This window comes from Nocardia sp. NPDC052112, assembly GCF_040680135.1.
In the GTDB taxonomy this organism is placed as follows: Bacteria; Actinomycetota; Actinomycetes; order Mycobacteriales; family Mycobacteriaceae; genus Nocardia.
Window position 1 is genome coordinate 209063 of record NZ_JBFAWD010000002.1, and the last position, 13439, is coordinate 222501.

Annotated in this window: 16 protein-coding genes; 8 read left to right on the forward strand and 8 right to left on the reverse strand. The window is 65.7% G+C overall.

The features are described 5' to 3' along the window. The first annotated feature begins 158 nt into the window (after positions 1–158). Complete coding sequence (locus AB0L58_RS04265) at positions 159–710, forward strand: hypothetical protein (RefSeq protein ID WP_364380814.1); 552 nt, start codon at positions 159–161, stop codon at positions 708–710. A gap of 34 nt (positions 711–744) precedes the next feature. Here AB0L58_RS04265 and ddaH read toward each other — a convergent pair whose 3' ends face one another. Further along, positions 745–1608, reverse strand: coding sequence for a dimethylargininase (gene ddaH, locus AB0L58_RS04270; protein ID WP_364380817.1), 864 nt, complete (start codon positions 1606–1608; stop codon positions 745–747). A 148-nt stretch (positions 1609–1756) separates the two neighbouring features. Between ddaH and AB0L58_RS04275 the strand changes: the two genes are divergently transcribed. The 4 genes from AB0L58_RS04275 to AB0L58_RS04290 all read left to right on the forward strand — a co-directional run bounded on the left by AB0L58_RS04275 (position 1757) and on the right by AB0L58_RS04290 (position 5530). Continuing rightward, positions 1757–2194 (forward strand): Lrp/AsnC family transcriptional regulator, encoded by a 438-nt coding sequence (locus AB0L58_RS04275; protein ID WP_364380820.1) that lies wholly within the window; start codon positions 1757–1759, stop codon positions 2192–2194. A 104-nt stretch (positions 2195–2298) separates the two neighbouring features. Next, positions 2299–2928 (forward strand): precorrin-8X methylmutase, encoded by a 630-nt coding sequence (locus AB0L58_RS04280; RefSeq protein WP_364380823.1) that lies wholly within the window; start codon positions 2299–2301, stop codon positions 2926–2928. Continuing rightward, positions 2925–4868: a precorrin-2 C(20)-methyltransferase gene (locus tag AB0L58_RS04285; protein WP_364380826.1), complete on the forward strand. Its 1944-nt coding sequence runs from the start codon at positions 2925–2927 to the stop codon at positions 4866–4868. Before AB0L58_RS04280 ends, AB0L58_RS04285 begins: the two co-directional genes overlap by 4 nt. Positions 4869–4975: 107 nt before the next feature. Continuing rightward, the gene (locus AB0L58_RS04290) at positions 4976–5530 is read left to right on the forward strand and encodes a dihydrofolate reductase family protein (protein ID WP_364380829.1); all 555 of its coding nucleotides are present in this window, start codon (positions 4976–4978) and stop codon (positions 5528–5530) included. A 78-nt stretch (positions 5531–5608) separates the two neighbouring features. Here the strand turns inward: AB0L58_RS04290 and AB0L58_RS04295 are convergent, their stop codons facing one another. Both AB0L58_RS04295 and AB0L58_RS04300 read right to left on the reverse strand, forming a co-directional pair. Then, a complete protein-coding gene (locus AB0L58_RS04295; RefSeq protein ID WP_364380832.1) occupies positions 5609–6076 on the reverse strand; it encodes a hypothetical protein in 468 nt (155 codons plus the stop codon). Positions 6077–6079: 3 nt separating this feature from the next. Continuing rightward, the gene (locus AB0L58_RS04300; RefSeq protein WP_364380835.1) at positions 6080–6541 is read right to left on the reverse strand and encodes a hypothetical protein; all 462 of its coding nucleotides are present in this window, start codon (positions 6539–6541) and stop codon (positions 6080–6082) included. A 120-nt stretch (positions 6542–6661) separates the two neighbouring features. Here AB0L58_RS04300 and AB0L58_RS04305 point away from each other — a divergent pair, with 120 nt between their 5' ends. Beyond that, positions 6662–7192: a PadR family transcriptional regulator gene (locus AB0L58_RS04305; protein ID WP_364380838.1), complete on the forward strand. Its 531-nt coding sequence runs from the start codon at positions 6662–6664 to the stop codon at positions 7190–7192. Between the two features lie 58 nt (positions 7193–7250). Here AB0L58_RS04305 and AB0L58_RS04310 read toward each other — a convergent pair whose 3' ends face one another. The 3 genes from AB0L58_RS04310 to AB0L58_RS04320 all read right to left on the reverse strand — a co-directional run bounded on the left by AB0L58_RS04310 (position 7251) and on the right by AB0L58_RS04320 (position 9359). Continuing rightward, positions 7251–8000: a cobalt-precorrin-6A reductase gene (locus AB0L58_RS04310; RefSeq protein ID WP_364381758.1), complete on the reverse strand. Its 750-nt coding sequence runs from the start codon at positions 7998–8000 to the stop codon at positions 7251–7253. Continuing rightward, a complete protein-coding gene (locus AB0L58_RS04315; protein ID WP_364380841.1) occupies positions 7997–8578 on the reverse strand; it encodes a hypothetical protein in 582 nt (193 codons plus the stop codon). The genes AB0L58_RS04310 and AB0L58_RS04315 overlap by 4 nt, the downstream gene beginning before the upstream one ends. Before the next feature lie 187 nt (positions 8579–8765). Beyond that, positions 8766–9359: a TetR/AcrR family transcriptional regulator gene (locus tag AB0L58_RS04320; protein ID WP_364380844.1), complete on the reverse strand. Its 594-nt coding sequence runs from the start codon at positions 9357–9359 to the stop codon at positions 8766–8768. A 97-nt stretch (positions 9360–9456) separates the two neighbouring features. On the opposite strand from AB0L58_RS04320, the gene AB0L58_RS04325 reads away from it, so the two are divergent. Together AB0L58_RS04325 and AB0L58_RS04330 are read left to right on the forward strand one after the other, a co-directional pair. Then, positions 9457–10284, forward strand: a complete 828-nt coding sequence (locus AB0L58_RS04325; protein WP_364380847.1) for an SDR family oxidoreductase — start codon at positions 9457–9459, stop codon at positions 10282–10284. Positions 10285–10298: 14 nt separating this feature from the next. Beyond that, positions 10299–11369, forward strand: coding sequence for a dihydrodipicolinate reductase (locus AB0L58_RS04330; protein ID WP_364380850.1), 1071 nt, complete (start codon positions 10299–10301; stop codon positions 11367–11369). A gap of 29 nt (positions 11370–11398) precedes the next feature. Here the strand turns inward: AB0L58_RS04330 and cbiE are convergent, their stop codons facing one another. Next, entirely contained in the window at positions 11399–12640 is a 1242-nt protein-coding gene (cbiE, locus tag AB0L58_RS04335) for a precorrin-6y C5,15-methyltransferase (decarboxylating) subunit CbiE (protein WP_364380853.1), read from the reverse strand. 11 nt (positions 12641–12651) lie between these two features. Then, a complete protein-coding gene (locus tag AB0L58_RS04340) occupies positions 12652–13407 on the reverse strand; it encodes an SDR family NAD(P)-dependent oxidoreductase (protein WP_364380856.1) in 756 nt (251 codons plus the stop codon). Between the last annotated feature and the right edge of the window lie 32 nt (positions 13408–13439).

Genomic DNA, 13439 nt, shown 5'->3' on the forward strand with positions numbered 1-13439 from the left:
CGGGGTGCCCGGTGGCGGGAGGGGGCGGCGGGCGGAACGTGGGGTGGTCGGGCTTGGCAGCGCGCATCCATGCGGCACGAATGGCTCGTTGAGCTGGCTCTTTTGTGTGAGTCGTGGGACGGTGAGGGCAGCGGGTGACTCATGGGAGGAGTGTTCCGATGACGGTCGGGCGGCTCGGTGATGAGGAGATCCAGGCGATGTCGGTGCGGGAGCGGCGGGCGTTGATTCGACGGTTGCAGTTGCCGCCGGAGCGGGTGTTGCCGCGGCCGGAGGTGGTGCGGATCCATCGGCGGGTGCGGTTGACGCTCATGGTGGGCGGATGCATCGCATTGATTCCGTGGATCGTGTATCTCGCGGTGTCGCTGCCGCCCGACTATCACGCCCGCAATTGGACGCTCACCTGGGTCGGGTTCGACATCCTGCTGGTCATCATGATGGCGACGACTGCCTACCTGGGCTGGCAGCGCAAGCAACTACTCATGCTGCCAGCATTCGGCACCGGCCTGTTGTTGCTCGTAGACGCTTGGTTCGACATCACGACCGCCAACTCTCGCGACCTCTGGTTCTCCATCACGATCGCCTGCGTCGCCGAAATCCCACTCGCCCTGCTACAGATCAGCGGCGCACTCCTGTTGTTCAAATTCGTCGCCGAGATCCATCCGTTGGCCGAACCGGGCGTCAGCGGCTGGCGCACCAAACTCCCGTTCTGACCGAATCATCGTGCAGCGCGGGCGAACTCACGAGTTACGATGCCACGGCGGTCGGCGCGCTGCGCGGATCCTCGTGGATCTCCAATGTGCAGCACTTCACCCCACCACCGGCCTTCAACAACTCCGACAGATCGACGCCCACCGGGTTGTAGCCCTGCGCACGCAACTCCGAAGCCAGATTGTCGGCCCGACTGCTGATGAACACATTCAGCCCATCGGAAACACCGTTGAGGCCGAGAACCACCGCGTCGGCGTCCGTAGCGAGGATGGCGTCCGGATAGAGGTCGCCCAGTATCGCCCGACTCGCGGCACAGAAGGCAGGCGCGAAGTACGCGACATTCGTGTCATCGAGGACCATCAGCGCCGTATCCAGGTGATAGAAGCGCGGATCGACCAGTTCGAGTGAAATCACCGGAAGGTCGAAGTACCGCTCGACCTCGCGGTGCGCGGCAGTCGAACTCCGGAATCCGGTCGCGGCCAGCATGTGCTCACCGACGAGCAAAAAGTCGCCTTCGCCCTCATTGGTTTCCTGCGCCCCGACCAATTCCACCAGTCCCTGCTGAGCGAACCAGCGGTGATACGCCGGACCTTCCGCGGCCCGCTCGGCATGGGTGAATCGCGCCGACATCGCCCGCTCCCCCACGATCAGGCCACTATTCGCGGCGAAAACCATATCGGGCAGACCGGGCTCCCCAGGCACCACATCGATGCGATGGCCGTAGTGCTCGAATGTCGCGCGCAATGTCTGCCACTGGGATAGCGCCAGCGCGCGATCGACGGGTTCCTGCGGATTCATCCACGGATTGATCGAGTAGCAGACGTCGAAGTGATCCGGACGGCACATCACGAACCGGCGTGGTGATGGCTGCCGCACCGGCTCGACACGGAGGGTGGTCACAGAGGTCAACGTGTCTCCCGGAGGTAGGCGCGGATCGTTTCCGCTGACACGAAGGTAATTCGCCTAGTATTGCGCCAGAAACAACGATCCATTGCGCATGATCGACAGAATTCGGCGAATCATTGCGTCGATCGAGAGCAGGTGTGGCGTGGACGACATCGACCGGCGGATTCTTGCGCAGCTGCTCAAATCGGCGCGCGCCTCGTTCCAGGAGATCGGGGCGAAGGTGGGGTTGTCCGCGCCCGCGGTGAAGCGCCGCGTCGACAAGATGGTCGCCAGCCGCCAGATCACCGGCTTCACCGCACTGGTCAACCCCGCCGCACTCGGCTGGACCACCGAGGCCTACGTCGAGGTGTACTACCGCGACAACATCACCCCCGCCGAACTCCGCCGCAGCCTCGAACCGATCCCCCAGGTAGTCGGCGTCTGGACCATCGCGGGCGAAGCCGACGCCCTCGTCCACGTCATGGCCACGGACATGGCCGAAATCGAATCCACCGTGGAACGCATCCGGGAAAACACTCGCGTGGGCCGCACCCGTAGCTCCATAGTCATGTCTCGAATCCTCGAACGCCCGCGAACCTGATCCGCCGAGAAGGCAGCGATGCGCGCCCTCTCGGCATTTGCCGCCACCGTTGCATTCTCGACCCGCGCCGAGTGCGGTGCGGAAGGGCTCATATGGTGGTGCGCATGTCCGAAGGTCGTTATGTCACTGATGGGGCCGAGATCTATCGGCGGTCGTTTGCGATGATTCGGGCGGAGGCGGATCTGAGCGGGTTTCCGCAAGATGTGGCGCAGGTGGTGGTGCGGATGATCCATGGCTGCGGGCAGGTGGATCTGGCCGAGGATGTGGCGTTTTCGGACGGCGTGGTGGCGGCGGCGCGGGGTGCGCTGCGAGCGGGGGCGCCAATTCTGTGTGATGCGCGGATGGTCGCGTCCGGTGTGACACGTAAACGGCTACCCGCCGACAATGACGTCATCTGCACCCTCGCCGACCCACGGGTGCCGGAACTGGCTGCGGCAATGGGCAATACGCGCTCGGCCGCGGCATTGGAGTTGTGGCGCGATCACCTCGCGGGCGCGGTGATCGCCATCGGGAACGCTCCGACGGCGCTGTTCCATCTGCTCGACATGATCGATGCGGGTGCGCCACGGCCCGCCGCCATTCTGGGCATTCCGGTCGGCTTCGTAGGCGCTGCCGAATCCAAGGATGCGCTGATCGGATTCGACGGAGTCGAATATCTGACGGTGCGGGGGCGGCGCGGTGGCAGCGCCATTGCCGCGTCGGCACTGAATGCGATTGCGAGCGAACAGGAATGAGCAACGGCAAGTTGTGGGGTGTCGGACTGGGCCCCGGTGATCCGGAGCTGGTGACGGTGAAGGCGGCGCGGGTGATCGCCGAGGCCGATGTCATCGCGTTCCACAGCGCCCGCCACGGTCGCAGCATCTCGCGGGGCATCGCCGCGCCCTATATGCGTGCGGGCCAACTCGAAGAACACCTCGTCTATCCGGTGACCACCGAGACGACCGACCACCCCGGCGGCTATCAGGGTGCCATCGACGAGTTCTACGAACAGGCCGCCGAACGCCTGGCCGACCATCTGGCGGCGGGCCGGTCCGTAGCGCTGCTCGCCGCGGGCGATCCGCTGTTCTACAGCTCGTATATGCATATGCACCGTCGGCTGGCCGACCGATTCGAGGCCGAGATCATCCCCGGCATCACCTCGGTGAGCGCGGCCTCGGCCGCCCTCGGCACCCCGCTCGTCGAGGGCGAGCAGGTGCTGACCGTCCTACCGGGCACCATGCCCACCGACGAACTCACCCGCCGTCTCCGTGACACCGACGCCGCCGCCATCATGAAGCTCGGCCGTACCTATCCCGGTGTGCGCCGAGCCCTCTCGGATTCCGGCCGCCTCGCCGACGCCTACTACATCGAACGCGCGAGCAGCAGCCGTGAGCGGGTACTCGCCGCCGCCGACGTCGATGACGCGGACGTGCCGTACTTCTCGATCACACTGGTCCCCGGTCCCCAGCCGACAACGGCACTGCGCCTTGCCAATTCGGCGCGGAGTCAGCAGTCGACCGTCGGCACGACCACCACCGTCGTCAACGCCGGATCAGACGAAACCATCGTTGCCGGCGACGAACCCGCAGCAGGCGTGCGCCTTGCGAGTTCGACACAGAGTCAGGTGTCGACCGTCGGCACGACGACCACCCCCGTCCCGAACGCAACCATCGATACCAGCGGCGAATCCGCGGCGGACCGCACCCTCGTCCCGCGCCCACAGCCGACAACTCCACTGTCCCTTCCGAATCCGGCGCGAAGTCAGCAGTCCTGCGTCCGCACGACGACCACCCCTGTCCCGAACGCCGGTTCGGTCGGAGCCGGTGTTGCCAGCGGCGAAGCCGCGGCAGACGCGCGCATCGCCGATCCGGTACCGGATCCGCACCGCTCCACACCACGGGCACGCGCCGAATCCGGACCGGTCGACGTCGGTGCCAGGAACGCCGACGGAGTCGGCGAAGTCGTCGTCGTCGGGCTCGGCCCCGGTTCGCCCGAGTGGACGACGCCGGAGGTCGAACGCGCACTCGCCGAAGCCACCGATCTGGTCGGCTACACGACCTACATCAACCGGGTGCCGTCACGTCCCGGGCAGCGGAGGCATGCCAGCGATAACCGGGTGGAATCCGAACGTGCCGCCATGGCTTTGGATCTCGCCAAGCACGGGGCGAAGGTGGTTGTCGTGTCCTCGGGTGATCCCGGGGTTTTCGCGATGGCGACGGCGGTGCTCGAGGAGTCCGCAGATCCACAGTGGCAAGAGGTGCCGGTACGGGTGCTGCCTGGGCTCACCGCGGCCAATGCCGTCGCCAGCCGGGTCGGCGCGCCGCTCGGCCACGATTACGCGATGATTTCGCTCTCGGATCGGCTCAAGCCGTGGGAGGTTGTCGCGCAGCGGCTTTCGGCGGTGGCCGCGGCCGATATGGCGATCGCGATCTACAATCCGGCCTCCAGTCAACGCACCTGGCAGGTCGCCGCGATGCGCGATGTGCTGCTCGAGCATCGCAAGCCTGATACCCCGGTGGTGCTGGGTCGCGATGTCGGCGGCCCCACCGAATCCGTCCGTGTGGTCACCCTCGCCGAGTTGGATCCGGCCGTGGTCGATATGCGTACGCTACTGATCATCGGTGCCTCCACCACCGCGGTAATCGAATCCGACCAGGGCACCAGGGTCTTCACCTCGCGGCGCTACCAGCGTTGATTCCGGTTCCGCAGCAAACCGTAAACATTCCGAAAACGGGTTCGGCCACGCTGAAGGCATCAACAACAGCGGGCCGGACGGACCGCACACCACGGAAAGGCAACCCGATGCGCAAGCTCGAGCTCCAGGTTCAGACCACCATCGACGGCTACATGTCCGGCCCGAACGGCGAGATGGACTGGATGACATTCCAGTGGTCGGATGACCTCGCCGCCCGCGTCACTGCCATTACCGCGGATTTCGACACGATCGTGCTCGGCCGTAAACTCGCCGAGGGCTTCATTCCACACTGGGCTTCCAAGCCCGAACACGAGCCCCAGGTCGCCATCGACAAGATGAACAACACGCCCAAGGTCGTGATCTCCGACAGCCTCACCGAATCGCCGTGGGAGAACACTGTCGTCGCGGGCGGCGACCTTACCGAGACCATCAACGGCCTCAAGGCCCAGCCGGGTGGCGACATCATCGTCTACGGCGGCGGCACCCTCGTCGCGAACCTGATCGCCGAGAACCTCATCGACGATCTGCACCTGTTCGTCAATCCGACCGCGATCGGTGCGGGCCTGCCGGTCTTCCGCGGCACTACCCGACTCGACCTCGTTTCCGCCACCGGATTCGAGTGCGGTGTGACCGAACTGCACTACCGGCCGAAGAGCAGCTGAGCGCGGCCGCCCGCAACCACGCGCGGAAGATGCCGATCAGCGAATCCATCGGCATCTTCCGGAAGCCGAAAGTACCGGTCAGGCACGGTAGTTCCGGACTACGACCCCCAAGCATCCGGCCGCACCGAGGCCGGCTACGGCGAACATCCTCGGATACTCCAGACCAACAGACTGGTGCAGGAATGCCAGGAGCGCGGCAACGCCGAAACCGAGGTAGCCGACCGAATAGAACACCGCGGTCAGTCCGGCGAGATCATCGGGACGCGCGATGCGTTCGATTTCCTGCAGTCCGGCGACCAGCCCGATCCCATAACCGGCACCGAGCACGACAGCGAGCACGAGGGCCAATGCACCGCAAGCCCATGCGGCCAGGGCCACTCCACATACGACCAGCGCCACAACAGCGGCACGGGCGGTGCCCGGCCGATCGATCCGTCGTGCCAGCGACTGGATCGCGAAACCGCAGCCCAGCGTGATCACCGTGATCAATGCCGAGAACGCGATGGGCGCATCGTGCACCCGCGACGCCAGCAGGGTAGGCAGCACCGCCTAAGCCGTTGCGGCAGAATTGAACAACGACAGCGCGACCGGCAGCGCAACACAGCGGAGCCTGCGATGCGCGGCCGCAGGAACAACCTTCAGGTCGTCGATCAACCGCCCCGAATTCCGCTGCGGCGATAGCGTTTCCGGTACCCGAGGCACCCACACCGCCGCGATCAGGCACAACAGCACATTGATCGGATACGCCAACGTATTCGGCAGCCGCGCCCACCGCGCGAGCCCACCCGCGACACCGGCACCGACGGCGAACCCACCGGTCAGGCTCATGGCCGAACGTCGCGCACCGGTCCGCGCGGGCAATTCCGGCCCGAACGGCGGCTGCGATAGTTCCTCGAGCCAACTACTTCCCACCGCCATCGCCAACACCAGTGCACCCCGCTTGGGATACAGCCGCATCCACCCCGCTACCTCGAGCCGCAGGAATGCCTCCCGCACCGGGGTCCGTGACATGCCGAGATCGGTGGCGATCTCCCCCTCGCTGAGCGATGGGCCATGGGGCCCGACATGGGCCCTGGCCGAGAGTCATATAACATTCCACTATGGAACGTTGAGAGCGAAAGGAGCAGTACGTTGGCGAATACCTCGACACAACGCAAATCGCTGAATTCCACGGCGGCGTCGCTGCTCGGATTTCTGCACGACGGTCCGATGTCGGGCTGGGATCTGGTCAGCCAGGCCCAGGACCGGATCGGCGATTTCTGGACCATTACCCAAAGCCAGGTCTACCGAGAACTGGCCGCCATGGACGCGGCCGGACTCGTCGAAAAGGGTGAGACCGGGGCCCGCGAGCGCACGCCGTATCAGATCACCGACGCCGGTCGCGAAGCATTTCTCGAATGGATCGCCCGCGATCCGGGCGCGGAGACCATTCGGGTGCCGCTGCTACTGACCCTGTCCTTCGGCAAGCATGTCGATCCCGATCACCTCGATCGAATCATCGCCGCCAACAAGGAAATTCATCAGCAGCGACTCGACCGCTACCTCATCGACGACCACACCGATATGTCCCCCTACCAACGCGCCACTCTCGAATTCGGCATCGGTTACGAGCGCACGGTGCTGGCCTGGTTCGACCGGCTGCCGGAACTCCTCGGACGCTGAGCAAGGCCGCGCCACAGCACGGTGCCGGCGCAGACCGAACCCACGACATCCGGCCGATTTACGAATTGCCGGATGCGTGCTCCCGCAACCACTTCCACGCCGCATCAACAGTTCCTGCAACGACCGCGCCGGGCGGTAACCCTGGACGATCGATGACGACCACGGGTAGGCCTGCCGAGCGAGCGGCGTCGAGTTTGGCGGCGGTCTGGTCCCCACCGCTGTCCTTGGTGACCAACACGTCGATCCGATGTCGAGTCAGCAGACGCTGCTCATCCGAAGGTGTAAAAGGCCCACGCGCGAGCAGGACATCGTGGTGCGGCGGCAGCGCGCCGGTGGGCGGATCGATGGCACGGATCAGAAACCACTGGTTCGCCAGGTCAGCGAAGGCGGCGACCCCCTGACGACCGATGGTCAAGAACACGCGATCCCCCAGGTCCGAAACCTCCCGCGCGGCCGCGTCGAGATCGGACACCCGGATCCACCGATCGCCCGGCCGTTCGGACCATCCCGGCCGCCGCACATGCAAGAGCGGAAGGCCGAGGTCCGTTGCGGCACCGGCCGCATTCGCGCTGATCGTGCCCGCGAACGGATGTGTGGCGTCGACGACGACCGCGATCTCGTTATCCGCCAACCACTTCCGTAGGCCTTCGACACCACCGAAGCCGCCGATCCGAACCGGCCCGTCCGGCAGCAGTGGGTCGCGAACACGACCGGCGAGCGAGGAGACGATGTCGAATCCTCGCTCGCCGGAGGCGATGTGGGCGATTTCCCTGGCTTCCCGGGTGCCGCCCAGAATCAGAGTTTTCAGGGCTGCCCGCTGAAGTAGGCGATGCCCGCGTTGATCAGGTTCGGACCACCCGCGATGAGCAGGCCGATCAGCGCACCCACCGGCAGACCGATACCGAAGAAGAAGAATCCGATGATGCCGCCGATCACCGCGCCGAGCGAGGCGCGCTGCAGTTCGCTGAAGAACCACTCCTGCGAGGAAATGGCCTCGGCGCTGACCGCGGCGGTCGGCTTGACCTCCGGTGTCAGCGTCAGCTTTTGCCCGGCGGGGTCGATGGTGGCCGCGATCGGGATCAACTGGTCCCCGACCTGCGCCTGCAACGGAATCGATGTGACGACCGCGCCCTCGGTGTTTTTCACCGTGACGTACTTCTGGTCGGCGTCCAGACCGAACACACCGCCGGTGACCGCCGCGACAATCGACTTGTCCACCAGTTGCACCGCGTAGTTCACATCATGGTCCGCGCCCTGTACCGCGGGCGCGGCCTGGTTCTGCACGGCAGGCGCGGGTGCCGTCGGCGCGGCGCCGGACGTACCCGCCGCAATACCGGTAGCCGCAACGGCCATCATCGCGGTGGCGGCAAACTTCTTGTACTTCATAAATCTCCCGATACAGCTGGTATCAGACCCCTTTTACACTGCGAGTCTTGGGCCCAGACCATACCTTTTACTCACCGATGTTTCACTAAGGACGTCGCAATCCGAGCGAGATTCCCCGGTCCAACTCGTCGGCTTCAGGTCACGCAACCCATCAGCGCGTCGGCCACGACCACACACACCGTGATCGTCAGGAAGTTCGAGACTCGCCGCGAGCCCCGATAACCCCGTACAACAGCAGATCTTCGAGCGACGCAGCGAAACCGTCGACATCATCGATGTCACGGATGCACATGGCGAACAGGGCCGCACCGGCGATGGCATCGAGCAGGGTGTTCGCATCGAGGCCTGGGCGTGCCGATGCACTGTCGCCGGACAGATAGTCGCCGAGTTCGACGCGGGTCGGGGTGTCCAGACGGGCGGCGAGTTTCTCGTAGAGTCCGGAGTCCTCGCGCATCTCGGCCATGAGACCGGGCATGGCGACGCGGGTTTCGGCGGAGCCGAACAGTTGGACGGTCCCGCGGATCACCTTGCGAATCTCGCCGATCAGGTCGGGCGCCACCTGGTCGGAGCCCACGTCGGGAAACACCGCCTTGGCGATGAGGTGGGCCTTGGACGGCCAGCGACGATAGATGGCCGGGCGGCTGACTCCGGCCCTGGCCGCGATGGCATCGATGGACGCCGCGGCATACCCCTTTTCGACCAGCAGGGCGCGTGCGGCGTCGAGCACTGCGCGATCGACCGCGGGATCACGGCGTGGGCCCAGCCGGTGACGTTCGGTCATGAAATTCGTCCCTTGTCCGCGCGAGGTGGAGTCGTTACAGTCTGTCACAGCATTAGTCGTTACATTCTGTAACCGCTGGGGACTCGAGGAGTAAACCGTGTCAGCTGCCCCGCACATCACCGCACTCGCCGAAACATATCGACCGGTTCCGCTGCTGCAGGACAAAGTCCTGGTGATATCGGGCGTAGGCCCCGGCCTGGGACACTCGCTGAGCATCGAGGCCGCCCGCATGGGCGCGAACCTGGTCCTGGTGAGCCGCACGGAGCACAAGCTGGACAAGATCGCGGCGGAGGTGCGCGCCCACGGCGGCACGGCCCTGGTCGCACCGGCCGATATCACCGTCGAAGAGCAGCGACAGTCCCTGGTGGACCGCGCACTCACCGAGTACGGACGTATCGATTGCCTGATCAACAATGCCTTCGCGATCCCCCCGATGAACCCGATCACCCAGATCGAGATCGACCACCTGCGCACCGTGAACGAAACCAATGTGTTCGCGCCACTGCGCCTTTCGGCCTTGTTCGCCGACGCACTGGCGGCCGCGCGCGGCTCGATCATCATGCTCAACTCATGCGTGTCCTACAGCTCGCAACCGGAGTACTCCGGCTACAAGCTGTCCAAAGGCGCACTGCAGCATCTGGCTTCATCCCTGGCCACCGAGCTCGGCCCACGCGGCATCCGCGTGAACAGCGTCGCACCGTCGTACGTCTACGAGGACATCAACAAGGCCTACTTCGACTGGCTGGCCAGCCGAGCCGGAGTCACCCACGCCGACATCTACCGGGAGAAGGCCGCACCAACCGATCTACAGCGCCTGGCCGAACCCGAGGAAGTCGCCCGCGCCACGCTCTTCCTGGCCAGCGACCTGGCCACCGCCGTCACCGGGCAGATGCTGACCGTCGACTGTGGCGAGTTCCACCGATGAGCACAGGAGCAACCATGGCAAAGCGAATCGTCCTGTGGGGCACCGGCGTCGTCGGCTCGATGGTGCTGGCGGAAATGCTGCGCCACCCACGTTTCGAACTGGTCGGCGTCGGCGTCAGCAACCCCGACAAGGTCGGTAGGGATGCCGGAGACCTCTGCGGAGCGCAGAAAACCGGTGTCCTGGCCACGGATTCGGTCGACGACCTGATCGCATTGCGACCCGATGCGGTCGTGCACTACGGCCCCACCGCCCAGTTCGCCGACGAGAACATCAGGGTCATCAGCGCGTTCCTGCGCGCTGGCATCGACGTGTGCTCGACGGCCATGACACCGTGGGTCTGGCCCGCCATGGACCGGACTCCCGACGTATGGCGTGATCCCATCACCGACGCGTGCACCGAGGGCGGTGCGTCATGCTTCACCACCGGCATCGACCCCGGCTTCGCCAACGACCTGTTCCCCATGACCCTCATGGGCCTGTGCGGTGCGGTGGAGTCGGTGCGGGCCTCGGAACTGCTCGACTACACCGACTACGAAGGCGACTACGAATTCGAGATGGGCATCGGCCATCCGCCGGAATTCCGAGCGCTACTGGAATATCCGGACCTACTGATCATGGCCTGGGGTCCGACGGTACCCATGATCGCCAGCGCCGCGGGCATCGAACTCGACGCCGTCACCACCACCTGGGACAAGTGGGTGACCCCCGAGGATCGCCCGTCGGCCAAGGGCATCGTGAAAGCGGGCACCGTCGCCGCCATCCGATTCACCATCAACGGTGTCTACCAGGGACGCGAGGTCATCACACTCGAACACGTCAACCGCATCGGCCGCGACGCCGCACCGCACTGGCCCGCCGGAACCCGCGACGACGTCTACCGCGTCGATATCATCGGCTCCCCCTCCATATCCCAGGAGACCCAATTCCGGTTCACCGACGGTTCCGGCCGCACACCGGCCGTGGCGGGCTGTCTGGCCACGGGTATGCGCGCGCTCAATGCCGTACCCGCGGTCAACGAACTGCCGCCCGGCTGGATAACCGCACTGGATCTGCCACTGATTCCGGGCGCAGGCACGATCCGCTGAGTGGCTGCTGCACCCGGAAAGCGAGGTCGCTAGACCGAGCCGCCTTTCACAACCGTCCACTGGGTGACCGGCAATTGCGGCCGCCAGGTCGTAAATTTGCCGAGGGCTTCGGCACGGTAAATCTGAAACTTCCGCAGTTCACCACCGTGCGCGGTGGCACAGTTCAGTAGCAGCGCTTCGGATTCCGCCGTCACCGCATTCGCCACCAAACGGCCGCCATGACGCAAATGCGACCAGCATGTCTCGAGCACGCCATCCTGAGTAAGGCCGCCACCGACGAAAATAGCGTCTGGAGGCGCTGATTCGGTAGATTTTCCGATATCGGTGCGTATGTCTCCACGCACACCGATGTGCGGAACACCAAGGGCGGCGGCGTTGTCGGCGATCTGCCGCCGCCGGTGTTCGAGCCGCTCGAAGCTCACGGCACGACAGCTCGGATGCGTCCGGCACCATTCGATCGCGATACTGCCCGAACCGCCGCCGACATCCCACAACAGTTCCCCGGGCGCGGGCGCCAGCGCGGCCAGGGTCAACGCCCTGACCTCGGACTTGGTGAGCTGACCGTCACCACCGTAGAGACCATCCGGCAGTCCGGGCACCCGTGTCGCCCGCGGATGCTTCGGATCGGCGACACAGTCGATCGCGACGATATTGAGTGAATCACCCGTCTCGAGCTCCCACCCCGCCGCGCGATCGCGCACAACCCGTTCCCGCGGGCCACCCAACTGCTCGAGTACGGTCAACGTCGACTCCCCGAAGCCATTGCCCCGCAACAATTCCGCGAGCTGTCCCGGCGTGTGCTTGTCTGCGCTCAGCACGAGCAGCCGCCGCCCGGCGGCCAACTCCGGCAACACCGTGGCCACCGGCCGCCCCACCGCACTCACCACCGGAATTTCCGCCAATGCCCACCCCAGCCGCGCACAGGCCAGCGACGCCGATGACGCCTGCGGAAATACCCGCAGGTGGTCCGCCCCGAACAAGCGCGCCAATGTCACGCCGATGCCGTAGAACATCGGATCCCCGCTGGCCAGCACGCATAGCTGCCGCCCGATGTGGTCGGCGAACAATCCCGGCAGTGCGGGGACCAACGGCGAAGGCCACCTTCGCCGTTTCACCGTTACGTCCTCCGGAATCAGCTCGAGTTGCCGCGCCGACCCGAATACCATCTCGGCAGCCGAGACCGCTTCGCGCGCGGCCCCGCCGAGCCCACCCCACCCATCGGCACCGATACCGACCACGGCGATCGGTGGCCCGCTCCAATCGGTGGTCACCGCACCGCCGTTCACCGCGGCATCCGACGCCAGATGGATTGGGGCAGTAGGCGGATCGCGAAGATGACCGGACGCAGGATGCCCGGCACCCAAACCCGACCGGCACGGCGACGCAGACCGCGCACGACGGCGTCCGCCACTTGGTCGGGGGTGCTGGACATCGGGGCCGGGTCCATGCCCTCGGTCATCCGGCCGATGACGAACCCGCAACGCAGCAGGAGCAGGTGAACACCGCTGCCGTGCAAAGCATCCGCGAGGCCGCCGGCGAATCCGTCCAGACCCGCCTTCGCCGAACCGTAGACGTAGTTGGCCCGACGCACCCGCGCGCCCGCGAACGAGCTGAATACGACGAGCTGCCCGCTGCCCTGTGTGCGAAGCAGATTCGCAAGGATGGTGAGAACGCTGATCTGCGCGACATAGTCGGTGTGCACCACCGCGATCGCATGTGCCGGATCGCGTTCGGCCCGCGCCTGGTCCCCGAGCACCCCGAACGCGACCACCGCGACCCCGATGCCCCCGTATTCGGCCGCGATCTTCTCCAGCAGCGCGGGATGGCTCGCCGTATCGTCCGCATCGAATTCGACGGTATGTACTGCCGTCGCCCCGGCCGTCGCAACCGCCGCACTCTCCCGCGCCAACTCCGTACTGCGCCGCGCCGCGAGTATCACCACTCGCCCCGGCGCCAGCCGCCGCGCCACCTCGAGCCCGATCTCACTGCGGCCACCGAGTACCAGCACCGACCCCTCGGCAATTCCACGCGATCCCATGCCACCAGTCTTTCACCCCACCCCGATATGCC